The sequence below is a fragment of the Parafrankia soli genome, from assembly GCF_001854695.1.
GTDB lineage: Bacteria > Actinomycetota > Actinomycetes > Frankiales > Frankiaceae > Parafrankia > Parafrankia soli.
This window is the reverse complement of the sequence record NZ_MAXA01000169.1, coordinates 57,345-83,315: the sequence shown is the minus strand read 5'-3', so window position 1 is coordinate 83,315 and position 25,971 is coordinate 57,345. Positions and strand designations below refer to the sequence as shown.

At 75.0% G+C, this 25,971-nt stretch carries 11 protein-coding genes; 5 read left to right on the top strand and 6 right to left on the bottom strand.

The window, feature by feature from the left end:
• Positions 1 to 12 precede the first annotated feature (12 nt).
• The 6 genes from BBK14_RS14355 to BBK14_RS14330 are packed head-to-tail and all read right to left on the bottom strand — an operon-like array spanning position 13 to position 11,951.
• Positions 13 to 840 (bottom strand): class I SAM-dependent methyltransferase, encoded by an 828-nt coding sequence (locus BBK14_RS14355; RefSeq protein WP_071062786.1) that lies wholly within the window; start codon positions 838 to 840, stop codon positions 13 to 15.
• A gap of 48 nt (positions 841 to 888) precedes the next feature.
• Complete coding sequence (locus BBK14_RS14350) at positions 889 to 1,686, bottom strand: thioesterase II family protein (protein WP_071062784.1); 798 nt, start codon at positions 1,684 to 1,686, stop codon at positions 889 to 891.
• A complete protein-coding gene (locus BBK14_RS14345; protein WP_198541279.1) occupies positions 1,683 to 2,963 on the bottom strand; it encodes a cytochrome P450 in 1,281 nt (426 codons plus the stop codon). Before BBK14_RS14345 ends, BBK14_RS14350 begins: the two co-directional genes overlap by 4 nt.
• Positions 2,960 to 5,017, bottom strand: a complete 2,058-nt coding sequence (locus BBK14_RS14340; protein ID WP_071062780.1) for a Gfo/Idh/MocA family oxidoreductase — start codon at positions 5,015 to 5,017, stop codon at positions 2,960 to 2,962. Before BBK14_RS14340 ends, BBK14_RS14345 begins: the two co-directional genes overlap by 4 nt.
• Positions 5,014 to 6,264, bottom strand: a complete 1,251-nt coding sequence (locus BBK14_RS14335) for a saccharopine dehydrogenase NADP-binding domain-containing protein (protein WP_198541278.1) — start codon at positions 6,262 to 6,264, stop codon at positions 5,014 to 5,016. Before BBK14_RS14335 ends, BBK14_RS14340 begins: the two co-directional genes overlap by 4 nt.
• On the bottom strand, positions 6,261 to 11,951 hold the full coding sequence (locus tag BBK14_RS14330; protein WP_071062778.1) for a non-ribosomal peptide synthetase: 5,691 nt from the start codon (positions 11,949 to 11,951) through the stop codon (positions 6,261 to 6,263). The genes BBK14_RS14335 and BBK14_RS14330 overlap by 4 nt, the downstream gene beginning before the upstream one ends.
• Positions 11,952 to 12,123: 172 nt before the next feature.
• Between BBK14_RS14330 and BBK14_RS14325 the strand changes: the two genes are divergently transcribed.
• The 5 genes from BBK14_RS14325 to BBK14_RS14305 are packed head-to-tail and all read left to right on the top strand — an operon-like array spanning position 12,124 to position 25,945.
• Positions 12,124 to 13,896 carry a (2,3-dihydroxybenzoyl)adenylate synthase gene (locus BBK14_RS14325; protein ID WP_071062776.1) on the top strand — a complete coding sequence of 591 codons (1,773 nt, stop codon included), beginning with the start codon at positions 12,124 to 12,126 and terminating at the stop codon, positions 13,894 to 13,896.
• Positions 13,893 to 15,335, top strand: coding sequence for a salicylate synthase (locus tag BBK14_RS36995; RefSeq protein ID WP_116430074.1), 1,443 nt, complete (start codon positions 13,893 to 13,895; stop codon positions 15,333 to 15,335). Before BBK14_RS14325 ends, BBK14_RS36995 begins: the two co-directional genes overlap by 4 nt.
• A 1-nt stretch (position 15,336) precedes the next feature.
• Complete coding sequence (locus BBK14_RS14315; protein WP_198541276.1) at positions 15,337 to 22,293, top strand: non-ribosomal peptide synthetase; 6,957 nt, start codon at positions 15,337 to 15,339, stop codon at positions 22,291 to 22,293.
• Positions 22,290 to 24,164 (top strand): ABC transporter ATP-binding protein, encoded by a 1,875-nt coding sequence (locus tag BBK14_RS14310; protein ID WP_071062774.1) that lies wholly within the window; start codon positions 22,290 to 22,292, stop codon positions 24,162 to 24,164. The genes BBK14_RS14315 and BBK14_RS14310 overlap by 4 nt, the downstream gene beginning before the upstream one ends.
• The gene (locus BBK14_RS14305; protein ID WP_071062771.1) at positions 24,161 to 25,945 is read left to right on the top strand and encodes an ABC transporter ATP-binding protein; all 1,785 of its coding nucleotides are present in this window, start codon (positions 24,161 to 24,163) and stop codon (positions 25,943 to 25,945) included. Before BBK14_RS14310 ends, BBK14_RS14305 begins: the two co-directional genes overlap by 4 nt.
• Positions 25,946 to 25,971: the final 26 nt, after the last annotated feature.

Genomic DNA, 25,971 nt, shown 5'->3' with positions numbered 1-25,971 from the left:
GAGTGTGAAGGGTCAGGACGCGAGGCCCGCACGGCGGCTCGGCCTGATGTCCGGCGGCGGCGGGTCGAGCCCCTGCGTCGCCCGCGGCGGCGCGCCTACCGGCGGGTTCGTCGTTGCCGTGAGGACGACGACGCGGAACGTGCCCTCAGCGGCACCGCTGACGTCCGCGCAGTTCAGCCCGGACTCCGCCGCGAGATCGGCCGCGTCCTGGGTCCACCAGTCGTAGGAGTCGTCGACGGTCCTGACCAGCTTGTCCCCGTGGTAGACCCGCCAGGTGGTGGTGAACCGCATGAGGCCCGGTGATCCGCCGGGCCGGCCTTCCACCCACCACTCGTAGCGCCGCCGGCCGACGGTATCCACCACCGTCAGCGTGGGGGGCAGGACGCGGGGCGTCCGGGCCCCCATCAGCTCGACCACGATGATGCCGCCGGGCGCCAGCCGTTCGCGCAGCCGGCGCCACAGCGTCACCCGGTCCGGGCCGGGTAGATGGCCGGCGACGCCGAAGACCACCGCGGCGCCGATCCGTGGCGGCAGCGCGAGCCCGGGGACGGCGCCGTCGACGACGGTCACCCGGCCGCGCAGTTCCGGGCGGGACGCCACCCGGCTGGTGAGGATCGCGCGCATCGTCGCCGACGGCTCGGCCGCCACGATCGGTGCGGTGGGCAGCGCGGCGGCGATCACCTCGGTGAGGCGGCCGGTGCCCGCGCCGATCTCGACGACCGGGCCGATCCCAGCCGGCAGCGCGCTCAGCGCCGCGGCCAGCGGCGGTCCGCTCGCCGCCGCCTGCCGACGGGCGACCAGTTCGTAGAACTCCGCCATCGGCGAGTAGTAGTCACGCACGGTGATCTCCGTCCAAAGCTCCGGGCGCTCGGTGCCCGTGCGGCCCCGTCACGGCGTGCTGGGCCAGGCGGCCTGCGCGCCGACCAGCGCCGGGTCGAGCAGGCCGAGCAGGGTGGAGACCACCTGCCCGCGCCGGGGGCCCAGGTAGAAGTGGTCACCGGGGAAGACTCGGACGCTGAACCGGCCGCTGGTGAAGCGTTCCCAGGTGTGCGCACGCTCCTCGTCGCACTCCGGGTCCGCGTCGCCGGTGAACACCGTCAGCGGGCAGGTCAGCGGGTCGACGGGCCGGGGCCGGTACGTCTCGACCATCCGGTAGTCGGCACGCACATAGCCGAGGACCGCCCGGCGCACGTCCGGGTCGGCGAGCACCTCCGTCGCCGTGCCGCCGAGCCGGGCGAGCTCCGCGCACAGCGCGTCGTCGTCGGCGCGGTGCAGCGTGCCGCCGAGCTCCTCGTCGGGGGCGGCCCGGCCGGAGGCGACGAGCCGCACCGGTTCGGCGCGGCCGTGCCAGCGCAGCCGTTGGGCCGTCTCGTAGCCGATGACCGCGCCCATGCTGTGCCCGAACACCGCGTACGGCCGGTCGACGTAGCGCAGCAGGTCGGTGGCCGCCGCGGTGGCGAAGCCGTGCAGGTCCACGGCGCAGGGCTCGTGAGAGCGGTCCTCCCGGCCCGGGTACTGGACTACCAGCAGTTCCACGGTGGGTGGCAGCAGCGCCGCCCAGGCCCGGAAGCTGCTCGCGCCGCCGCCGGCGTGCGGGAAGCAGACCAGCCGCAGCCTGGCCGCCGGGCGCGGCGCGTAGCGGCGGACGGCACCCGCCGCCGKCGCCGCCGGTCCGGGCTGGCTCACCAGGCCACCGGCATCGCCTCGACGCCGAACGTCGCCGAGTCGTTGCGCAGCTCGAGCTCCGCGACCGGCACGACGAGCCGCAGATCGGGCAGCCGGCGCAGCAGGACCTCGTAGGAGATCTCCAGCTCGGCCCGCGCCAGGCTCGCCCCGATGCACTGGTGGATCCCGAAACCGAACGCGACATGGTGGCGGTTCGTCCGGTGCGGGTCGAAACGCTCCGGGTCGGGGAACACGCCGGGGTCGTGGTTGGCCCCGGCGAGCAGCAGGATGAGGCCGTCGCCCGCGGGCACCCGCACCCCGCCGACGTCGAGATCGGCGGTGGCGACGCGCAGCGGAATCGAGTCGGCGACCGACAGCAGCCGTAGCAGCTCCTCGACCGTCGGCCCGAGCAGCGCCGGGTCCGCGCGCAACGCGGTGACGAGGTCCGGGTTCTCCAGCAGCACCGCCGTACCCAGCGCGATCATGCTGGTGGTCGTCTCCCGGCCCGCGACGATCGTGATGCCGATGGTCGACATGAGTTCCTGGCGGTTGACCGCGCCGGTTGCGAGGTGGTTCACCACGAGCCGGGACAGCAGGTCCTCACCCGGCTCGGTGAGCCGGCGGTCGATCAGCTCGTTGAACATCCGGAACATGTTGCCGAGCGCGGCCTGCGCCTCTTCGGCGGTGCTGCCCCGGCCACCGGAGATGCGGGTGACATCGCGGAAGAACTCCAGGTTGTCGGTGGGTACCCCCATCAGGTTGAGGACGGTCGCCGTCGACATCCGGTTCGCGAACACGGAGACGAGATCCACCGGGGGGCCGGTGGCGATCATCTCGTCGACCAGCGACTCGGCGAAGGCGGTCAGGCCCGGCACCATGTCCCGGACCCGGCGGGCCGTGAACTCGGCCTGCAGCATCCTGCGGATGCGGGTGTGGTCCGGCGGGTCGGTCCGGATGAACGGCCGGTTGCGGGCGGCGGTCTCCCGCTCCCCGACGCCCATCGCCGGGAACGAGGGGTGCCGCGCGTCCGCGCTGACCTGCGGATCGGCGAGCAGCGCCCGCACGTCGGCGTAGCGGCTGACCACCCAGGCGAGTGCGCCGGTCGGCAGTCGGACCTGGAACGCCGGCTGGCCGTCGCGCAGCCGCGCGTAGTCCGGAGGTGGGGCGAACGGGCAGGTGCGTGGCAGGGGGAAGGCGGGCGGGGTGCCCACGTCGGGTGCGGGCCCGGCAGCCTCAGAGGGAGATCCGGTGTCGGGAAGGTTCGCCGTGGTGGGGTCGGCGGTGGGACGGCCGGTCAACGTGTGGTCCCTTCAGCGGACGGACAGGGAGGGTCAGCGGATGGGGAGGGATGCGGGACGATGAGCGTCCCGATCGTGGTCGCGTGCGGGGCGTTCGACTCGTCGGGCGGGCCGTGGGCGAGGCCCGCCTCCACGGCGAGCGCCCGCAGGTCGACGACCCGCCACTGGTAGGTGTCGTCGACCTCGCGGACGACCTCGCCGGCGCGCAGCACCCGCCAGGTCGTCCGCAGGGCCATCAGGCCCTCGTCCGGCGGTCTGCCGTTCGGCGGGCTGCTGTCCAGCGGGCTCCCGTCCGGCAGGCCCTTGCCGGGCAGGCCGGGCTTGGCCGGCTCGGCCGGCTCGGCCTCGAACCACCACTCGTAGGACTGCTCGCCGAGGTCCGCCCGGCCCAGACGGGCCCGCTCGATCCGGGTCGCGCCCGGCAGGTTCATCAGCTCGACGACGATCGCCGCGCCGGGAGCCATCCGCTCGGCCAGGACGCGCCAGGTGGTCCGCCGCTGCTCGGCGTCGAGATGACCGGCGACGCCGCAGACCAGCGCGGCGCTGATCGAGTCCGGCAGGTCGGCGGCGAGGTCCGGCGCGGCCAGCGGGCTGACGGTGACCCGGCGCCGCAGGTCGTCATCGCGCATCACCCGCCCGGAGAGCACCGCCCGCATCCCCGCCGCCGGCTCGAACGCGATGATCTCCACGGTCGGGAAGGCCCGGGCGACGGCCTCGGTGAGCAGTCCGGTGCCGGCGCCGACCTCGACCACCGGGCCGCGGCCGAGGTCGAGCCCGCGCAGCGCGCGCACGACCCGCGGGGCGCTGTTGCGTCCCACGTGGTCGGCCGCGACCAGGTCGAAGAACTCGGCGGTGGGGGTGTAGGGCTCCGCGGGGTCTTCCGCCGCCTCGTCGGGGTCGGGCTGGTCGTCGGCGGGCTGGTCGCCGGCCAGGTCGGCGGCGGTGATCCGCCGGGGCTCGCTCGCCCGGACGGTGTCCGGCGGGCCGAGCCGGCCGGTGACATGCGTCCAGATCCGGGCGACCGACAGGTCGAACTGGGCCGCGGGCAGCGGGTCCGCACCGGCGTCGATCCGGGCGGCGAAGGCGCGCAGTGCCCGGCGGATCGCCTGCGGCCACAGGCCGCCGACCACGTCCCGCTGCCGGAGTGGCTCGGTACCCGGCAGCGTCGCGGTGCTGGGCTGGTCCAGATAGTCGGCGGCCGGGCTGTCCAGCAGCAGCCGGCGGTCTGCGTCGCGGCGGCCGTGCAGCCGCGGGCTCCACAGCACCGGCCCGTGGGTGTCGGCGAGGGTGAGCACCCCCGCGTCGGTGCCGAGCGTCACCCGGTGCCACAGCAGCGCCTGGTTGTCCCGGTCGTGCGGGTCGAGCTCGTTGTGCACCCGCAGATGGACGGCGGCGCCGCCGAGCTGCCCGGCCAGTGCGCGCAGCCCCCGGACCCCGGCGGCCGGAGGAGCGGAGCCCGGGGCCGCCCCGCCGTCCGTCGGCTCCAGGCTCCACGGGCGGACCCCGCCGAGAGCCCGGGCGAGGATGTCCAGCAGTGGCAGCAGGACGTGCACGGACGTGGCCGTGTCGACGAAACGGACCGGTTCGACGGCGCGCAGCCGGGCGGCGGCGTCGAGGAAGCGCCGGACCGGCTCGACCTGGTGGTAGTGCGTGTTGACCTGGTACTGCACGCCGGCGGCGCGGGCCAGCCGGGTCTGGGCGAGCAGTTCCGTGGGGTGCACGGGGTGTTCCTGCAGCACGTGGACCCCACGGCGCAGCAGCGCGCCGGCCAGCTCGCTGCCGGCCCCGCCGGACACCGTCGACCCCACGGCGACGACGGCCACCTCGACGTCGTCGGGCACGTTCTCGACGGCGTCGAGGTGCGTGACCCCGAGCCGGTCGGCGTAGGACCGGGAGTAGGCGCTGCCGCGGCTGAGCACCCCGGCCAGCGTGAACTGTTCGGGCAGCGCACGTACCGCCTCGGCGTAKAGCCGGCCGAAGTTCGTTCCGCACACGACGACACGCAGGGGGCGCGGGGGGACCGGGGGGAGCGCGGGCGGCGCGGGCGGTGTCACAGCACACCCTCCTCGACCAGGTCCTCCGCGGACAGGTCCGGGCCGGCGTCCGCCGGGGAACGGCTGTCGCCGCGGGCCGGGGCGGTGTCCGAGACGGTCAGGGAGAGGGCGAGCGACGCCGACGCGGCGTGCAGCCCGTCGACGATCAGTTCCGGGTCGAGGACGTCCGCGGCGAAGTGCAGGCCGGGCGGCACGTCACCGGCGAGCACGTGCTGGGCGGCCAGCGCCCCGACCAGGCCGGTCAGGTGGTAGCTGCTGGGAGTCCGCAGCAGGACGGTCCGACCGGCCGGTCCGCCCGCGGCCCGCCCGGTCATCGCGAAGGCCATCGCGTAGAACGGGCTGCGTCCGGCGAGGTCGAGCTCGGCGGCCCGGGCGAGCCGGACGCCGAACGACTCCCCGGCCCCCGTCCCGGCGGTGGTGCTGGTCGGGTCGACGGCTCCCGCCGGACCCGCCGCCTCGGTCAGGTAGTGCGGCAGCCGCAGCATCTCGGCCCGCACCGCGCTGCCCGGATGGACGTTGAACCAGTCGACGTCGGTGAGGGCCAGGGCCCGGGCGAGGCGCTCGGTCTCCGCCGACAGGAACGGTGTGGCGGCGACCAGGCCGGGGAAGCCTGGCACCCGGTTTCGCTCGGTGGCGCGCAGCACCCGGGAGCGGCGCCGGCCGGCCCGCCAGGCGGCCAGCGCCTCGCCGAACGCGGCCCCGTCCGCGCCGCCGGTCCGCAGCGACAGCAGCATGTCCGCGGCGACCACCGGGGAGCATGGCTCCCGGCCGCCGACATGGGCGGTCAGGGTCGCGGGGCGCTCGAAGGCGCGCGCCATCCAGCGCGGGACGATGCTCGACAGCCCGGGCAGCACGCCGGCGGAGAACACGACCGCACGGTCGGTGCCGGCGAGCCCCCGCGCGACCATCCGCTCGTGGGCCGGGTCGTCGCCCGCGACGTCGACGCAGTGCGCGCCGGCCGCGACGGCCGCGGCCGCCACGGTCTCCTTCAGCTGGTAGGTCGGCCCGGCGCAGTTGATCACGATGTCGCAGCCGGTGCAGAACGCGGCCAGGCTCTCCGGGTCGGTCGCGTCGGCCGGTCGCACCTCGCCGTGGCCGTCCAGTCGCCCACCGACGAGCCGGCGCAGCGCGTCGGGCCGGCGGGCGCCCAGCCGCAGCCGGTCGGCGCCGAGCCTGCGCAGCTGGACGGCGGCGCCCTGACCGACCATGCCGGACGCGCCGAGCACGCCGACGACGTGGCCGTTCACCGGGTCACCGCGCCGCTGGTGAGCTCGCCGATCAGCCGGAGCACGCCGGGCGAGTGCTCGACGGACAGGCAGGTGAAGTGGTCACCGGGGACGTCGATGATGCGCAGGTCGCCGAGGCAGACCTCCTCCCACTGCCYGGTCACCGCCTCCTTGCTGCCGGGGAACGGATACGTCCCGCTGTGGCGCAGGAACGTGACGTCGCCGGCATACGGCTCCGGCAGGTAGCGRCTGATCGAGAACACGCTCTGCTGGAAGGTGCGCAGCAGCCGGGTCATGTGGTCCGGCGTGTACATGCCGGCGGAGGCGGGGACCGCCCGGCACATCCGTTCGACGCGCTCCTCACGCGGCAGGCCGGCCAGCTCGCGGAACCGGGCCGCGACGTCGGCGAATGGCCCGTCCAGCTCGGCCATCCCACCGGCACGCAGTACACCGGGGGTGTCCGCGAGCACCGCCTCACTCGCCCGCGCGACCTCCGTCTCGTCCGCGGGGAAGCCGATGTCGGGCGGGTTGATGCCCATCATCACCGCGAACGAGTACTCGGCGAGCAGGGCGTCGTCGAGCCGGAACCGCGGGCTGTGCGAGCTGATCGCGGTCAGCGACGCGGGCGGCGCCCCGGCCTCGGCCAGGCCGCGGGCGACCTCCAGCGCGATCAGACCGCCCAGGCAGTAGCCGACGAGGTGGATCTCCCGGTGACCGGCGGCGTCGCCGGCGAGGTCGAGCAGGCCGCGCACGTACCCGGCGGCGAGCGCCTCGACCTGCCCGGTGGGTTCCGCGTCCAGGTAGGTGGCCAGGTCGGGCACCTCCAGGCCGATCAGGGCGGCTGTACCGGCGGAGCGCCGGCGGATCTCGGTGACGAGCGCGCGGTAGGGCATCAGCGTGCCGGTGCCGGCATGCACCAGCACGGTGACCGGCGCGCCCGGGTTGGTGAGGCCGGCTCCGTGCAGCTCGACCAGGGCTGAGCCGGTAACGCCGCCGGGCCCGCCCGAGCCCGAGCCCGATCCCGGGCCCGTCTCGCTGTCCCGGCCCGCCGGGCCGAGGGCGGTCGCCGCGCGCAGGAACTCGGCGAGCGCGGCGACGGTCGGCTGGCGCAGCAGGTGGCGCAGGACCACCTCCCACTCCAGCGTGACGACGTCGGGGATGCGCTCGCGGACCTGGCCGACCATCCGGGCGACGAGCAGCGAGTCGCCGCCGAGGGCGAAGAAGTCGTCGTGCCGGCCGATCCGCGCGACCCCGAGCAGCTCGGCCCACAGGCCGGCGAGCTGGCTCTCCATCGCGTCCGCCGGTTCCGCGGAGCGGGTGGCTCGCACGGCCGGGCCGTCGGCCCGCGGCAGCCAGCCGGCGAGCCGCGTCCGGTCGGTCTTGCCGTTGCCGGTCCGCGGCAGCGCGTCGACGACCTGCCAGACGGCGGGGACCATGTACTCCGGCAGCCGGTCGGCGGTGTGCTGGCCGAGCGTCGCCGGACTGACCGGCGCCCGGTCGGTCTTCGCCCGCGCCAGGAAGAGGCGTTGGCCGGTGCGGTGCAGCGGATGGTCGGCGTGCGGCAGGGCCGCCGCGACGTCGGCGCCGGCGTCCGCGAGCACCGCGGCCCACTGCGGGTCGGTCAGGAAGGACTGGCCGGCGGCGGCCCGCAGGTCGGTGCGGGGGCCGGACGTCGCCTCCAGGAACTCCAGGGAGACCAGCAGCGGATGGTGGTCGTCACGGGCGTTCTCCATGACCAGCAGCCAGCCGCCCGGCGCGAGCAGCTCGGTCAGCGCCGCCAGCGTGCTCGGGATGTCGGTGGCGTTGTGCAGCACGTTGGGGCAGACGACGACGTCGAAGGAGTTCGGGGTCAGCCCCTGCGGGCGCGGGTCCGCCGCCGGGTCGAACACCGCGAACCGGACCCAGGGGAACTCCGGGAAGCGCGGCTCCGCCTCCCGGACGAAGAACCGCGACGGGTCGGTGTAGAGATAGTCGGCGCCGAACTCGGCGAGCGCCGGCACCAGCTCGGCGGTGGTGGCCGCCACCCCGCCGCCGATCTCCAGGACCCGCAGCGGCTCGTCGGCGCGGGGCCCGGCGGCGTGCAGCGCGGCGATCCGCCGGGCGGCCGCGGCCGCGCCGCGGTGCAGATGCCGAAGGGCGAGGTTGTCCCGGTAGGCGGCGGCGAGCACGTCGGTGTCGGCGCCGGGGAACAGCAGCGCCCGGATGTCGAGCTCGCCGTTGATCAGCGCGGGCAGGTGCGCGGCGCAGGTCCGCATCACCGCGACGAGGTCGGTGCCGTAGGAGACCGCCGCCTCGGCGTCGTCCAGCCGGCTCCACAGAGTGGCGAGCTGTTCGTCGTCCGGCACGGCGTCCGCAGCAAGCCGTCCGGTGACCGCGTCGAGGCGGCCGGTGGTGGCGAGCGCCCGCAGCCAGCGGCGGACGACGTGCGCGCTGGTCGGGGTGGCCCGCAGCGCCGCGCACACGGCCTCGGGATCCAGCGGTGCGATTCCCGGCGTCGGCGCGGGGTCGCGCGGCGCCGGTCCGGTGGGCAGACCGGCGTCAGCGAGGGTACGGGCCATCAGGCCGAGCGCGACGTCGTCCATGGCGGTCAGGAACCGGTCGAGCGCCTGCGGGTCGACCGGTTCCGCGTCGTGGTGCGTCGCCTCGGCCGCGTCGTGGCCGGCCGCCTGCGCATCCGTGGCGGGGAAGTAGGCCACGCGAGTGTCGTCGTCGGTGAGGTGGGCCGGCTCGACGAAGGCGGCGAGCCGGCGCCCGGACGGGCCGGCGTCGTCGACGACGACAGCGGCGGCCCCGACCCGGGGATTCGTGAGGACGGCGGTCTCCACCTCGGCCAGCTCGATCCGGTAGCCGCGGATCTTGACCTGGTCGTCCTCGCGGCCGAGGAACTCGATGGTGCCGTCGGGGTGGTAACGGCCCAGGTCGCCGGTCCGGTAGAGCCGTTCGCCGGTGACCGGATGTTCCACGAACCGCTCGGCGGTGCGCCGCTCGTCCCCGAGATAGCCGAGTGCGACCCCCGTGCCGCCGATGTACAGCTCGCCGGGCACCCAGTCGGGCCGGTCGCGCATCGCGCCATCGAGCACGTGGAAGGTCTGGTTGGTCAGCGGCGTGCCGTAGGGGATGCTCGGCCGGTCGCGGTCGACGACGCCGACCGGGTGCGCGATCGACCAGATCGCGCCTTCGGTCGCGCCGCCGAGGCTGACGACGGCGAGCCCGGGTACGAGCCGGCGGATCTCGTCGGGCAGCGGCACCGGGATCCAGTCCCCGGACAGCATCGCGAGGCGCAGCGTCGGCAGCTCGGCCTCGGCCTCGGCCTCGGGCACGGGCACGGGCACGGAGCGTAGGAACTCGGCGAGCATCTGCAGCTGGCCGGGGACCGAGTTCCAGATCGTCACCCCGGCGTCGCGGACGAGCCCGGCCCAGTGCGACGGGTCGGAGCGGCGGTCCGCGTCCGGCAGCACCAGCCGCGCGCCGACGGACAGCGGGCCGAACACGTCGTAGACCGACAGATCGAAGCCGAGGCTCGCCAGCCCGAGCACCGCGTCACCCGGCCCGATCTTGAACCGGCTGTTGATGTCAACGACCGTGTTGAGCGCCGCCCGATGGCTGATCATCACGCCCTTCGGGGTTCCGGTCGACCCCGAGGTGTAGATGACGTAGGCCAGGTCGTCCGGGTCGGCCGGCGGGTTCCCGGCCGTCTGGCCCGCCAGACCCGTCGGGCCCGGCTCGGTCGCGTCAGGCAGGTCGGTCCCGGTGGGCGCCGTGACGTCGAGAACCTCGATGCCGGCCGGCCAGCCCGCGGACTCGGCCAGCCACGGCTGGGTGAGCAGCAGGCGCACACCGGCGTCGGCGAGGATCGCCGCCCGGCGGGCGGCCGGCTGGCTGGTGTCGACCGGCAGGTAGGCGGCACCGGCCAGCTGCACCCCCAGCACGCCGACGACCTGCTCCCAGCCCTTGTCCATGCCGATCGCGACAGGTTCGGCCGGCCCGACCCCGGCGGCGGTGAGCCGGGCGGCCACAGCACGGGCCTCGGCGGCGAGCTCCCGGTAGGTCAGGTCGCGCGGCGCCGAGGCCACGGCGACGGCGTCCGGGGTCCGCGCGGCCTGGGCCAGTACCCCCTCGGGCAGCAGCCCGCCCGGCACCGGGCCCGCGGTGTCGTTCACCGCCCGGCGCACCGTGAGCTGGGTGTCCGGCAGTGTCACCGGGGCCGGACCGGTCCATGCGGCCGAGTCCGCGGCGAGCCGGCGCACCGCCTCGACATAGGAGCCGAACGCGGCGCCGGCCAGCCCGTCCGGGAGGACCCCGCGGCGGACGTCCCAGGACAGCGACAGCCCACCGGCCCGGGGCATCACCTGGCAGTCGACCCACACCTGCGGCGTCTGGCTGATCGCGTACCGGACGGTGCTCGAGGCATCGGCCTGCGGGGCGGTGTCGAGGGTGCTGGTGAAGACGACGGGCATCAGCGGGCGCTGCCCGGTGCGGTGCGCCAGCTCGGCGAGCACCTCGCTGCCGGTGAACAGCGGGTGCGAGAGGTCCTCGATCAGCTGCGCGGAGACGGCGGTGGCCCGGTCGGCGAAGCCCGCCGGTTCGGTGAGGTCCACCGCGAGCAGCTCGACGGCGGTGAATTCGCCGACGACCGCCTCGATGTCGGGGTGGACGGGCAGCCGCTGGAAGACCGGCAGGTTCAGGGTGAACCGCGGGGTCCGGCTCCACCTGCCGATCACCTCGGCGTAGGCGGTGAGAAGTACCGCGGAGACCGTCAGGCCGTGGGAGCGGGCGGTCTCGCGCAGCCGGGCCCACTCGGCCGCGGTCAGCAGGTGCTCCAGGTGGTCGAAGCGAGCGGCCTTGGCGGCGGTGTCCCCGGTGGGCGGCGGCGCGGCGGGGAGCTCCGGCGCGGCGGGCAGGGTGTCGAGACGTCCGAGCCAGTACGCACGGTCCCGCTGGTAGCCGGCGGTCTCGCTGACGGCCCGACGGGCGAGCACGTAGTCGCGGAAGGTCACGGCCAGCGACGGCAGGGCGGCACTGGCGGCGGCGGCGTCGGTACACAGGCGGTCGAGCTCGGCCAGCAGGATCTGCGCGCTGGCGTAGTCCACGACCAGCAGGTCGAGGGAGAGGTGGACGACGAGGGCGTCGTCCAGCCAGGTGATCCGCGGCACGCACAGCGGCCAGCGGTCGGTGCGGGCGACCCGGTGGCCGAGCTCGGCACGCACCGCCTCGATCCGCGCCCTGCCCTCGTCGGGACCCCGGCCGCGCAGGTCGGCGACGTCGATCGGCGTGTGCGGCGGGCTGGGTAGCACTACCTGGTAGCCGTCCGCGTGCACGAGGGCGCGCAGCATGTCGTGCCGCGTGACCAGGGCCTCCCAGGCGGCGCTCACCCGGTCGGGGGAGAGGCCCGCGGGATAGCCGAGCTCGATGTAGGCGTGGCAGGCGACCCCGCCGTGCTCGTAGAGGTCGCCGCGGCCGACCAGGTAGGCGGCCTGCAGGTCCGACAGCGGGAACGGCTCGTGACGGTGCGCCTCGTCGGTGTAGGCCACCTGCGGGACGCGGCCGTCGGCGAGGTGCGACCGGATCGCCTCGCGGTGCTCACGCAGCACCGCGCGTCGCTGCGGGGTCATCGCGCCGCGCGGCGCCCGGAACCGCAGCTCGCCGGCCTCCAGCCAGATCGCGATGTCCTCGGCCGCGAGATCTGCGATCAGTTCGTCGACGTTCATGATCCTCAGCTTCCGGAGTGCTGGACGCGTGCACCGGCCTGTCCGTCAGTTACCGAGGTGCTTCACATCGGTGACTGACGAACTTCTCGATTGCTACATATGAACATGGTTTTCATTTACAGTAGGCCGCGTTGGGTTGATCGGGGAAAAATTTCTGAGAGGGGGCGGTGCAGTGCGCGAGGGCTGGGAACCCTGGCCGGTGCCGACCGCGGCCCGGTACCGGCAGGCGGGACTGTGGGCTGGGCGCACCGTCGGCGATCTGCTGCGAGAACTCGCCGCCAGCCACGGCGGGCGCACCGCGCTCGTCGATGGGGCGGCCCGGTGGACCTACGCCGACCTCGACGTGATCGCCGACCGGGTCTGCGCGGGATTCGCCGCCCGCGGTGTGCGCCACGGTGACCGCGTCCTGGTCCAGCTGCCGAACCGGGCGGAGTTCGTGCATCTGTGGCTGGGGCTCGCCCGGCTGGGCGCGGTTCCCGTGCATGCGATGCCCGGCCACCGGCTCGCGGAGATCCGGGCGCTGCTCAGCACCGCTGAACCCGTCGCCTATGTCGTCGCCGAGCGCGTCGGCCGGGTGAACCTCCGTGGGCTCGCCGAGCAGGCCTGCGCAGGCCTGGACAGACCGCCGCTGCTGGTCATCGTCGGTGCCCACGCTGACGGTAGCGGTGCAGAAGTCGCGGGCCGTGCGGGGAGCACGGGCGGTTCCACCGTGGAGGGGCCGGGCCGCGCGAGCGATGTGATGGGCTGGCCCGCGCTGCTGGACGAGGGAGAGCGGGCCGGTCCACCGGCGCGCCCGGTCGTCGGCGGCCGGGCGCCGACCTCCGACGACCTCGTCGCGCTGCTGCTGTCCGGCGGCACAACCGGCACGCCGAAACTGGTGCCCCGCACCCACGACGACTACCTGCTCGCCGCCCGCAGCGCCGCCGAGGTGTGCGGCTTCGGCACCGACACCGTCTACCTGGTCGTTCTGCCGGTCGGGTTCAACTTCGCCTTCAGCTCGCCCGGCGTGCTGGGTACCCTCGTCGCCGGCGGCACCGTCGTGCTGGCCCGCGACCCCAGCCCCACCACCACACTGCGCCTCGTCGAGCGGGAACGGGCCACGGCCGTGGCGCTCACCCCGCCGCTGGTGCCCTACTGGCTCGACGAGTTCGCCATCAGCCGACCGGACCTGTCCAGCCTGCGGCTGCTGCAGGTCGGCGGCGCGCGGATCCCCGACGACCTCGCCGCCCGCGCCGAGGCGACGCTCGGCGTGCCGGTGCAGCAGGTGTACGGCATGGCCGAAGGGCTCGTCTGCTACACCCAGCCGGACGACCCTGCCGAGCTGCGGCACACCACCCAGGGGCGGCCGATGTCCCCGGCCGACGAGATCGTCGTGGCCGACGAGGACGACCGGCCCGTTCCCCCCGGCGAGGTCGGCGAACTGCTGACCCGGGGCCCGTGCACGCTGCGCGGCTACTACCGGGCCGAGGCGCACAACCGCTTCGCGTTCACCGCCGACGGCCTGCTGCGGACCGGTGACCTCGTCCGCCAGCTCCCCAGCGGCCACCTGCAGGTCGTCGGTCGGGTGAAGGACCAGGTGAACAAGGGCGGCGAGAAGATCGCGGCGGTCGAGGTGGAGGAGCACCTGCGGGCGTATCCGCACGTCGTCGACGCCGCGCTGGTCGCCGCCCCGGACCCGAAGTGGGGCGAGTGCCCGGTCGCCTTCCTGGTCTGCGACGGGCCGCCGCCGACCGCCCGCGACGTCGCCGCCTTCCTGCGTGAGCGGGGCCTCGCCGCGTACAAGGCGCCGGAACGGGTGCGGGTCGTCGACGCACTCCCGCTGACCGCCGTCGGCAAGGTCGACAAGAGGTCACTTGCGGCCACCGCGTCCGCGCCGGAGGCGACGATGACAGCCCTGCCGGAGACACCGGCAGCCAGCGTCGCCCGTGGCTGGGCTGACCGATGAGGACCCGCATCGAGACCACCCTCCTGCCGCCGACGCCGACGTCCTATCGGTCGTGGTCGGTGACCGGCCCCGCCGACCCGGCGGCCTGCGCGACCGGTCTGGCCGCTGCCCGGCTGTTCGACCAGTGCGTGCTCTACGAACGCGACGGCGCCTGGTGGTACGCGGGCGGTGCCCTGTGCGGGGTGACCCTTCACCGGGACCGGGTGGTGGTCCACTACGGCAACCGCCAGACCAACCGGCCCGTGACCCGCTCCCCGGTCGTCGAGCTGTCGCAGCTGGCCGCGACCTTCCCCGTGGACGACTGGCGGGCCTACGGCTGGGTCGCCTTCGAGTTCGCCACCGATGTCGGCCCGGGTGGCCTCAGCACGGGCTGGCACCCGGGCCAGGGCGTCGGGGAGGGCGGCGACGCCGCGGGGCGCGCCGTGCGTCACCGGACGGCGGCACCGTTGGCCCAGCTCATCGTGCCGGAGGTCGAAATCCGGATCACCCCACGGCGGCTCGATGTCCGCGGCACCGACGAGGCCACCGTGGCCCGTGTGCTCGCCGCCGTCGAGCGGCTGCCCGCCGACGGCCCGGGAGGTGGCGAGCGGTACCAGCCCGGCCCACTCGACGTCGTCACGCCCGGCGCCGACGCGTATCAGCAGGCCGTCGCGACAGCGGTGGAGCGCATCCAGGCCGGTCGGCTCGCGAAGGTCGTGCTGTCCCGGCGTGTCCCGGTGCCGTTCGCGGTGGATCTCGCCGCGACCTGCCTTCGGGGCCGCCGGGCGAACAGCCCGGCCCGCACCTTCCTCGTCGACCTGCCGGGCACGCGCGCGGTCGGGTTCAGCCCGGAGACCGTCGCCGAGATCGGCGCGGACGGCGAGGTCAGCTCGCAGCCGCTCGCCGGCACCCGCCCGCTCGGGCGCGGTGTGGAACAGGACGCGCTGGCGCGGGCCGAGCTGTGGTCCGACGCCAAGGAGGTCTTCGAGCACGCGGTGTCCGTCCGTGCCGTCACGGACGACCTCGCCGGCATCTGCGCTTCTGACAGCGTCGTCGTCCGCCGGTTCATGGACGTCGAGGCCCGCGGGAGCGTCCAGCATCTGGCTTCCCGGGTCGCCGGCCGGCTGCGGCCCGACGTCACGAACTGGGAAGCGCTCGCGGCGCTGTCGCCGGCCATCACCGCCTCCGGCATCCCGCGCAGGGTCGCTTACCAGACCGTGGCCGAGCTGGAGCCCACCGGACGAGGGCTCTACGCGGGTGCCGTCGTGCAGGTCGGACAGGACGGCTTCCTCGACGCCGCGCTCGCGCTGCGCTGCCTGCACACCCACGGCGGACGGACCTGGCTGCAGGCCGGCGCGGGTGTCGTCGCCGATTCCCGGCCGCTCCGGGAGTACGCCGAGACCTGCGAGAAGTTCGCCAGCATCGCCCCGCATCTCGTTCCCGCGCACCGGAGGCAGTGACGTGACCAGCACCCAGCCCGTGGAAGTCGACCCGGTGTCGTGGGACGACCTCGGTACGTTGCGGGTGGATGTGGCGACCCTGCTCGGCCTCACCGACGCCGACGAGCTCGGCCTGGACGACGACCTGCTCTCCGTTGGCCTGGAGTCACTGACACTCATCCAGCTCGTCACCCGCTGGCGGGCCGCGGGGATCGATGTGGACTTCGCCGAGCTCGCCGAGGCACCCACCCTGCGGGAGTGGGCCCGGATCCTCAGCCGGGCACCGCGCGGCGATCGAGCCGAACCGGCCGAGGCCGGCCCGGCCCTCACCCCGCGGGCCGGGCAGGACCCGGGTGCCGACTCGGCGCGCCTCGACTCGGAGGGCACAGACCCGGCCGGCACAGACCCGGCCGGCGTCGACCCAGCCGGCGCCGGCTCACCTGACCATGGCGGATCCTGGGCAGTGGGGGAGCCGTTCCCCCTCGCCACCATGCAGCACGCCTACTGGGTGGGCCGCCAGCCTGGGCAGCCCTTCGGCGGGGTCGCCGCCCACTTCTACGTCGAGTTCGACGGCACCGGGATCGACCCGGAGCGGCTGCGGCGCGCGTTCACCGCGCTGGTCGCCCGGCACGGCATGCTGCGTTCGCGGGTGACCGAGGACGGGCGCGCTGTGATCGGGGAGGTGACCGAGCCGCGGCTGCCGGTCCGCGACCTGCGGCGGCTGCCCCCGGCGGAGGTCGAGGCACGGCTGTCCGCGCTGCGCTCCGACTACACCCACCGCATGATGGACGTCGAGGCCGGCGAGATCTGCGAGGTCGCCCTCACCCTGCTGCCCGAAGGCGCCACGCGGCTGCACCTCGACCTGGACATGGTCGCCTCCGACGCACTGAGCCTGCGCATCCTGTTCGAGGACCTTCGTCGGCTCTACCTGGCGGCCGCGCCGACGGCGGCAGCGCCCGCCGATGGTCGGGTGCTGCCGCCGCTGACCTACACCTTTCCCCGCTACCTCGCCGACCGGGCCGCCCGCGGGGACGAACGGGTGAGCCGGGCCCGGCAGTGGTGGCAGGACCGGCTCGACGACCTGCCTGGAGCACCGGATCTGCCGCTTCGGCCCGGTGCCGGCGAACCCGGGACGGTGGCGCGCAGCACCAGACTCGACCACTGGATCGACCCGGGCCGCCGGACTGTGCTCACCGAGCGGGCCCGCCACCGCGGCGTCACCCCGGCCGCCGCCCTGGCGACCGCGTTCGCCGAGGTCATCGGCGCCTGGAGCGCCAGCCCGCGGTTCCTGCTGAACCTGCCGCTGTTCGACCGCGACCCCCTGTATCCGGACGTCGACCTGCTCGTCGGGGACTTCTCCAGCTCGCTGCTGCTCGACATCGACCTCGGCGAGCCGATGCCGTTCACCGTCCGAGCGCGGGCGGTGCAGCAGACCCTCGCCGGCGCCATCGCGCACGGCTCCTACAGCGGCGTCGACGTACTGCGGGACCTCTCCCGCCGGCGCGGCCACCCGGTGCTCGCCCCGGTCGTCTACACCAGCGCGCTCGGTCTCGGCGACATCTACTCGTCGGCGGTCCAGGAATGCTTCGGCCGGCCGGCGTGGACGATCTCCCAGGGTCCCCAGGTGTGGCTCGACGCCCAGGTCACCGAGCACGACGGCGGTCTGCTGCTCAACTGGGACGTGCGGCTGGACTGCCTGGACGAGGGGATCGCCCAGGATGCGTTCGCGGCCTACCGCGCGCTCGTCGACCGGCTGGCCGGCTCCGACGACCCCTGGCAGGCACCGGTCGGCTCGCTGCTGCCGGCGGCGCAGGCGAGCGTGCGTGCGGAGGTGAACGCGACGCGGCTGGCGCACCCGGCCCGGACCCTCCACGAGGTCGTCTTCCGCCGGGCCGCCGACGAGGCTGCTGAGGAGACCGCCGGCGGAACGCGGCACCCGGCGGTGATCGCGGGCGACCGGCGGCTGACCTACGGCGGGCTGGCCGACGCCGCGCTGCGGGTCGCCGCGCTGCTCGTCGACGAAGGCGTGCGGCCCGGTGACACGGTGGTCGTGACGCTGCCGCGCGGCGTCGACCAGGTCGTCGCGGTGCTCGGCGTGCTGGCCGCCGGTGCTGCCTACCTGCCCCTCGGCGTAGACCAGCCGCCGCTGCGCCGCGTGGCGGTGCATGCCCGCTCCGGTGCGCGGCTGGTTCTCACCGACACCGCGACGAGCCCGCCGCTCGCCGCTGAGGCTGCGGGCGCCACGGGCCAGGCGCTGAGGAGCGTCGACATCGCCGCTGCGGCAGCGCGGGAGCCGCTGCTCGGTCCCGTGGAAATCGACCCTCACCAGGCCGCGTATGTGCTGTTCACCTCGGGGTCGACCGGGGAGCCGAAGGGCGTCGAGGTCACCCACGCCGCGGCGGCGAACACCATCGACGCGCTCAACCACCGGTTCGAGGTGGGTCCGCGGGACCGGACGCTGGCGCTGTCCGCCCTCGACTTCGACCTGTCCGTCTACGACCTGTTCGGTGCGCTGGCCGCGGGCGGTGCCGTCGTGCTGCTCGCCGACGAGGACCGCCGGGACGCCGCGGCATGGTGGCGGGCGCTCACCGACAACGACGTGACGGTCTGGAACACCGTCCCCGCGCTGCTGGACATGCTGCTCACCGCGGCGCCCCCCGCTGCGGTGCCCCCCGCCGCCCGAGGGCTGCGCCTGGTGCTGCTCGGTGGGGACGTCGTCGGCGTGGACCTGCCAGCCCGGACGCGGGCGATCTTCCCCGCCGCGCGGTTCGTCGCCCTGGGCGGCATGACCGAGGCGGCGATCCACTCCACCGCGTTCGAGGTGTCGCCCGAGCAGGCCGACGAGGCGCGTGCCTGGCCGTCGATGCCGTGGGGTATGCCGCTGGCGGGGGTGCGGGCGCGGGTCGTCGACGCGCAGGGCCGGGACTGCCCGGACCGGGTCACCGGGGAGCTGTGGATCGGTGGCCGGTCCGTGGCCCGGGGCTACCGGGGCGATCCGGCCCGCACCGCGGACCGGTTCGTGGAACACGCCGGAACCCGCTGGTACCGCACGGGCGACCTGGCCCGCTACCGTTCCGACGGAGTCCTGGAGTTCCTCGGCCGCACGGACGGCCAGGTCAAGATCCGGGGTCACCGCATCGAGCTCGGCGAGGTGGAGGCGGCCGCCCGCAGCCACCCGGGGGTCGCCGCCGCGGCCGCCACGGTCGTGGCCGGCGCCGCGCGGCGCCTCGCGCTCGTCGTTCAGCCGGCCGAGGACCCGGGCGAGGACCGGGCCGACAGCCTCATGACCGACAGCCTCATGACCGACAGCTTCGTCGAGTCGTTGCGTGATTGGCTGACCGAGCGGCTGCCCGAGGTGGCGCGTCCCCAGCTCGTCGTCGTCCGGCCGCGGATTCCGCTCTCCCGCAACGGCAAGGTCGACCGGGTGGCGCTCGCCGCGGAGCTGACCGCCGAGCCCGCCACCGGCGGCGGCGACGGCGCCGTGTTCACGCCACCGCGGGGCGCGGTGGAGAGCGCGGTCGCCGGCATCTGGTCCGACCTGCTCGGGGCCGAGCGGGTCGGCCGCGACGACACTTTCGTAAGCCTGGGCGGCGACTCGCTGCTCGCGACCACCATGCTCGTCCGCCTTCGGGAGGCTGGCCTGACAGGCGGACGGCTCGGCCGGCTGTTCACCACGCCCCGGCTGGCGGACTTCGCCGCGACGCTGGAAACGGACGGCGCGATGCCACCCCTACCGGGGGAGGACGACGGGCTGGCCGCCGACCAGGAGCGCCGGCACGAGCCGTTCCCGCCGACCGACGTGCAGCGCGCCTACTGGATCGGCCGGGACGAGCGGCTGCCGCTCGGCGGCGTCGGCACCTGGCACTACACCGAGTTCGACGTGCCGGCGGCGACCTGGGACCCGGCGGCCCTGGAAACGGCGCTGCGCGGCCTGGTGGAGCGCCACGAGATGCTGCGGGCCGTCTTCGACGAGGACGGCAACCAGCGCATCCTCGCCGACGTCCCGCCGCCCCGCGTCGACGTGCGGGCCGCCGCGCCGCGGGCGGATCCCGACGCGGAGCTCGCCGCCTTCCGCCGGGAGCACTCGCACCGGGTGCTCGACCTGACCCGGTGGCCGTTGTTCGAGGTGTCCGCGCTGCGCTACGAGCGGGCCGGCCAAGGGCGGGTGCGGCTCGCGGTCGGCCTCGACTACCTGGTGTTCGACGCCCTGTCGATCATGACGCTGTACACGGAGCTCGACCGGCTCTACGTCGCGGCCCGGGCCGGTGCCCGCCCACCCGCCCTGCCGGAGATCGGGGTGTCGTTCCGGGACTACGTGCTCGGCGTACGGCCCGACCCGCGGGCCGCCGCGGCCGACCAGGAGTACTGGCGGGCCCGGCTCGCCGAGCTGCCGCCCGCGCCCGCGCTGCCGACCGCCCTCGACCCGGCGCAGCTCACCAGGCCGCGGTTCGAACGGCACCGGCATTGGCACGAGCCGCGGGTGTGGGAGCGGCTGCGCGCCGCCGCCCGCCGGCACGGCGTCACCGTGTCCACAGTGCTGCTGGCGGCCTACGGCGAGGTGCTGGCCGCCTGGAGCGCCCACACCGACCTGACGATCACCCTCACCCTCTTCGACCGGCGTCCTGTACACCCGGACATCGCCCGGCTGCTGGGTGACTTCACCACCCTGTCGCTCGCCGACCACCGGCGGGCCGACACCTGGCTGGCCACCGTCGGCGGCCTGCAGCGCCGGCTGGCCGCCGACCTCGACCACCGCGAGGTCTCCCCGATCTGGCTGCTGCGCGAGCTGGCGCGGGCGACCGGCGCCCTGGAGGCGATGCCGGTCGTGTTCACCAGCGCGATCGGCGTCGGTGACGGCGTCTCGATGGACCTGTCGGACGCCTTCGGTGAGGCCGTGTACGGGTTGTCCCAGTCTCCGCAGGTCGGTCTCGACAACCAGGTGGTGGAAGCCGGCGGCGGGCTTCAGGTCAGCTGGGACGTCGTAGAGGGCCTGTTCCGGCCCGGCGTCGTCGACGCGATGTTCGCCGCCTACAACAGGCTCATCGGCTGGCTCGCCGACGGCGACTGGTCCGGGCAGCTGCCCGACCTGCTGCCGGCCGGGCAGCGGGAGGTCCGGGCCGCGCGCAACGCCACCGCCGTCGACCGCGCGCCGGCCACGCTGCACGGCGCGTTCTTCGGCCGCGCCGTCACCGAGCCCGGCCGGACGGCGCTCGTCTGGGAGCATCCGCAGGCCGGCCCGGCGACGATGAGCTACCGGGATCTCGTCGACGCCGCGCTGCGGGTCGCGGGCGGTCTGGTGACCCGCGGCGTCGTGCCGGGCGACACCGTCGCCATCACCCTGCCGAAGGGCCCCGACCAGATCGTCGCGGTCCTCGGCGTGCTGGCCGCCGGCGCGGCGTACGTGCCCATCGGAGTGGAACAGCCGGCCCTGCGCCGGGCGCGGATCCACGCGACGTCCGGCGCGCGGTACGTCATCGCCGACGACGCCGTCATCGCCGACGACGCCGCGAAGCCGACCGGTGAGGCCGGACCGGAGGTTCTCGGGATCGGCCGGGCACTGGCCGGCCCGGCGCTGGCCACCCCGGTGCCGGTTGACCCGGACAGCCTGGCCTACGTCATCTTCACCTCCGGGTCCACCGGCGAGCCGAAGGGCGTCGAGATCGCCCACGACGCGGCCGCGAACACGGTGGCCGACATCAACGCCCGGTTCGGGGTCGGCGCCGGTGACCGGGTGCTCGCCCTCTCCGCGCTCGACTTCGACCTCTCCGTCTATGACGTCTTCGGGCTGCTCGGCGCCGGCGGCGCGCTGGTGCTCGCGGCGGAGGACGACCGGCGCGACGCCCAGCGCTGGCTCTCGCTCGCCCGCGACCATGGCGTGACCGTGTGGAACACCGTGCCGGCTCTGCTCGACATGCTGCTCGTCGCCGMCGAGGCGGAGCCGCTGCCGGCCGGGCTGCGCCTCGCGCTGGTCTCCGGCGACTGGGTGGGGCTCGACCTGCCGGGCCGGCTGCGGGAGCGGACCGGCGGCCGGTGTCGGCTGGTCGCCCTCGGCGGCGCGACCGAGGCGTCGATCTGGTCGAACGCCTTCGAGGTCGACGAGGTGCCGGAGGACTGGAGCTCGGTGCCGTACGGGTTTCCGCTCAGCAACCAGGCGTACCGGGTCGTCGACCTGTGGGGGGGCGACCGGCCCGACTGGGTCCCTGGGGAGCTGTGGATTGGGGGCCGTGGGATCGCCCTCGGCTACCGTGATGACCCGCGGCGCACCGCGGACCGGTTCGTCCGCCGGGCCGGCGACCGCTGGTACCGGACCGGTGACCTCGGCCGGTACTGGCCGGACGGGACGCTGGAGTTCCTCGGCCGCTCCGACCAGCAGGTCAAGGTCGGCGGCCACCGCATCGAGCTCAACGAGGTCGAGGCGGCGCTGGAGGGCTTCCCGCCGGCCCGGGCCGCCGCCGTCGTCGCGGTCGGCGACCGGCACCACCGCGCCCTGCACGCCTTCGTCGTGCCGGCCGGCCCCGCAGGCGGCGACGCGGTCGCCGATCTGGTCGCCGCGCTGCGCGCCCACCTGGCTGACCGGTTGCCGCCCTACGCGGTGCCGGCCCGGGTGAACGTGCTGGCGGAGCTGCCGCTCACCGCGAACGGCAAGATCGACCGGCTGGCGCTCGCCGCTCTCGGCGAGGACCTCACCACCCTCGACGGCGTCGCCCCTGACCCAGGCGCGCAGGCGGCGATCGCCGCGCTGTGGAGCGAGCTGCTCGGCGTACGCGTCGCCGACCGGGACGTGAACTTCTTCGGTGCTGGCGGTGACAGTACGCTCGCGCTGCGTATGGTAGGAGCGCTACGTGCCCGCTTCGGTGTGGACGTGCCCGTCCGTGGCTTCCTCGCCGCGCCGACCGTCGCCGGGCTCGCCGCCCTCGTCCTGGAGCACGGCGACGCAGCCGTGTTCGAGCCCGAGGCCTTCGAGGAGGGCGTGCTGTGAGAATTCCGAACCCCGTCCGGCCGCTGGCGAGCCTGCTCGCGCCGCTGCGCTCGCTGCTGGTCGTCGCCGTGGCCCTGCAGGCGGTGTCGAGCGTGGCCGCCGTGGTGTCGCTGATCGCGGTCGCCGAGGCCGCGCAGGCGCTGCTGGCGGCCGGCCGGGACGAGGACCAGGTGTGGCTCTGGGTCGCCGTGTGCGGCACCACGGCCCCAGTGAGCCTGCTGACGGCCAGCGCGGCGGTCACCCTCACCCACGTCGGGGACGCCCGGCTCCAGCTGCGGCTGCGCCGGGCGCTGGCCGACAGGCTCGGCCGGGTTCCGCTCGGCTGGTTCGCCCGGCGCGGGTCCGGCGAGGTGAAGAAGGTCGTCCACGACGACGTGCACGCGATGCACTACCTCGTCGCCCACACCCTGCTGGACATCACCGCGGTGATCGTCGTGCCGGTCACGGCGCTGGTCTACCTGATCGTCGCCGACTGGCGGCTCGGGCTGCTCAGCGTCGTCCCGCTGGTGGCCGGGATCTGGCTGTTCGCCCGGGCGATGGCCGAGGCCGGCACGAAGATGGCCGACTACGGCCGGGCCGCCACCGAGATCAACAACGCGGTGGTGGAGTTCGTCGACGGGATCGCCGTGGTCAAGACGTTCGGCCGCGCGCGGTCGGCGTACGAGCGGTTCAGCCGCGCCGCGGACGCCTTCCACGACTTCTTCTCCCGCTGGGTGGCGGCGACGACCGCCATGACGACGGCGTCCCAGATCGTCGTCGCCCCGCCGGCGGTGCTGCTGCTGGTCCTCGGGCCCGGTATCGCCCTGGTCGTGCACGGCGGCATGCCGGCGCCCGAGATCATCCCGTTCGCGCTGCTCGCCCCCGGCGTCGCCGGCGCGGTGTCGAACATCGGCACCCGGCTGCAGGCGCTGCGCACCGGCGGCGTCGCCGCGGCGAGTGTCGCGGGCATGCTCGGCACCCCGCCGCTGCCGGTCTCCGACAGCCCGCGGATGACGGAGGGGGCCACCGTGGAGCTGCGCGGGGTGTCGTTCGCGTACGAGGGCGGCCCGTCCGTCCTGGACGGCATCGACCTCGTGCTGGCACCGGGCACCGTCACCGCTCTCGTCGGCCCCTCGGGGGCGGGCAAGTCGACGCTGGCCCGGTTGGTGCCACGGTTCTTCGACGTCACCTCGGGTGCGGTCACGGTGGGCGGGGCCGACGTGCGCGAGCTGGATCCCGGCACCCTCTACGGCCTGGTCGGCTTCGTCTTCCAGGACGTCGGGCTGCTGAGAGCATCCGTCGCCGACAACATCGCGCTCGCCCGGCCGGACGCGCCCCGGGAGGCGGTCGTCGAGGCGGCCCGCGCGGCGCAGATCCACGACCGGGTGGTCCGGGAGCCGGCCGGGTACGACGCGGTGGTCGGGCACGACGTCACGTTCTCGCTCGGTGAGCAGCAGCGGATCGCCATCGCGCGGGCGCTGCTCGCCGACGCCCCGGTGCTCGTCCTCGACGAGGCGACCGCTTACGCCGACCCGCACGCGGAGGACGCGGTGCAGCGCGCGCTGTCCGCCGCGGCGGCCGGGCGGACCCTGCTGGTGATCGCCCACCGGCTGGCCAGCGTCCGCGAGGCCGACCAGATCATCGTGCTTGAGCAGGGCCGAATCGTCCAGCGTGGCCGGCACACCGAGCTGCTGCGTGAGGACGGCAGGTACCGGCGGATGTGGGCCGCCCAGCATTCCGCCGGCCAGCCGGAGCTGCCGGAGCTGCCGGAGCTGCCGGAGCTGCCGGAGCTGCCGGAGCTGCCGGAGCTGCCGGAGTCGCCGGAGTCGCCGGAGTCGCCGGAGCGGGCGGCGCTGCCGGCCCAGGGACGCCACAAGGAGGCACGTACATGATCAGGCAGCTGCTTCGCGTGCTGGGACCGGAGCACGCCGCCCTGGTGCGCCGACTGATCGTCGGTCTCGTGCTCGCCGCGGTCGCCCAGGGTGTCGGGTACGCGCTGGGCGTGCCGATGATCGAGGCGCTGCTCGGCGACGAGCCGGCGGACGCCTGGCCGTGGTTCGGGGGCGTCGCCGCCGCGACACTCGCCTACGCCGGCCTCACCTGGTGGGCGCAGAACGCGGCGTTCCGCGTCGGCGCGGACGTGGCGAACGTGCTGCACCACCGGCTCGGGGAGAAGATCGTCGAGTTGCCGCTCGGCTGGTTCGACCCCGGGCGGGTCGGCCAGCTCGCCCGGCTGACCAGCCAGAGTGTGATGGGCGCGATGAACATCCCCGCCCACCTGCTGCGCCCGGTGGTCACCGCGGTGGTGGTCCCGATGACGGTGATCGTGTCGCTGTTCTTCTTCGACGTCCGGCTCGCGGGCGCCGTCCTCGCCGCCGCCGTGCTGCTCGTCGTCGCCCTGACCGCGAGCAACCGGGTCGTCGCGAAGGTGGACGCCGACCGGGACGCGGTCGTCGACGAGGCGTCGTCCCGCATCGTCGAGTTCGGGCAGACGCAGCCGGTGCTGCGGGCCTTCGGGCGCACCGTGCACGGGCACCGGATGCTCGACGAGGCGCTCGCCGCCCAGCACGACGCCGACCGGCGGCTCGCGGTGCGCTCCGTGCCCGGCCTGGTCACCTTCAGCTTCGTCGTCCGGCTGGCGTTCGCCGTCGTGCTGGTGCTCGGCACGCACCGGGCGCTGGGGGGCACCCTCGACCCGGCGCTGCTGGCCGGTGTCCTGGTGCTGATGGTCCGGTTCATCGAGCCGGTGTCCGCCGCCGCCGATCTCGGCGCCGGTATGCGGCTGGCCCGGGGCAACCTGGACGCCGTCACCCGGGTGCTCGACGTCCAGCCGCTGCCCGAGCCCGCCACGCCGGTCCGGCCGACCAGCACGGACGTCGAGTTCCGCCACGTGACGTTCGGCTACGGCGAGCGGCGGGTGCTCGACGACGTCAGCTTCGTGCTCCCCGAGCGGACCACGACGGCGCTGGTCGGGCCGTCCGGGGCGGGCAAGACGACGATCGCGCGGCTGGTCGCCCGCTTCTGGGACGCCGAGGGCGGCCAGGTGCTGATCGGCGGCGTGCCGGTGGGGGACGTGGGCACCGAGGCGCTCACCTCGCTCGTGTCCGTCGTCTTCCAGGAGGTCTACCTCTTCGACGGCACGCTGGCCGACAACATCCGGCTGGGGCGGTCTGACGCGCGTGACGAGGAGGTCGAGCGGGTCGCCGGGCTCGCGGGCCTGCTGCCGGATTCCGGCGCCCCCGGCGGAGCGGGTGGGCTCGACGGGCTGCCGGACGGGCTCGCCACCCGGGTCGGCGAAGGCGGGAAGCTGCTGTCGKGTGGGCAGCGCCAACGGGTGTCCATCGCCCGTGCCCTGCTCAAGGACGCGCCGATCGTGCTCCTCGACGAGGCGACGGCCTCGCTCGACCCGGAGACCGACGCTGTCGTCCAGCGGGCCTTCGCCGCGCTGGCGCGGCGGGCGACGGTGCTGGTCATCGCGCACCGGCTGGAGACCGTGCGTGGCGCCGACCAGATTCTCGTCGTCGAGTCCGGGCGGGTCACCGAGCGGGGCCGGCACGACGAGCTGCTCGCCGCCGACGGGACCTATGCCGGCTTCTGGCGCTCCCGCCAGGCGGCCCGCGGGTGGCATCTGGGTGCCCGCGCGGAGGCGGACGCGGCGGTGGGCGTCGGGTGAGAGCCGCGTCCCACCCGACCCGGCTT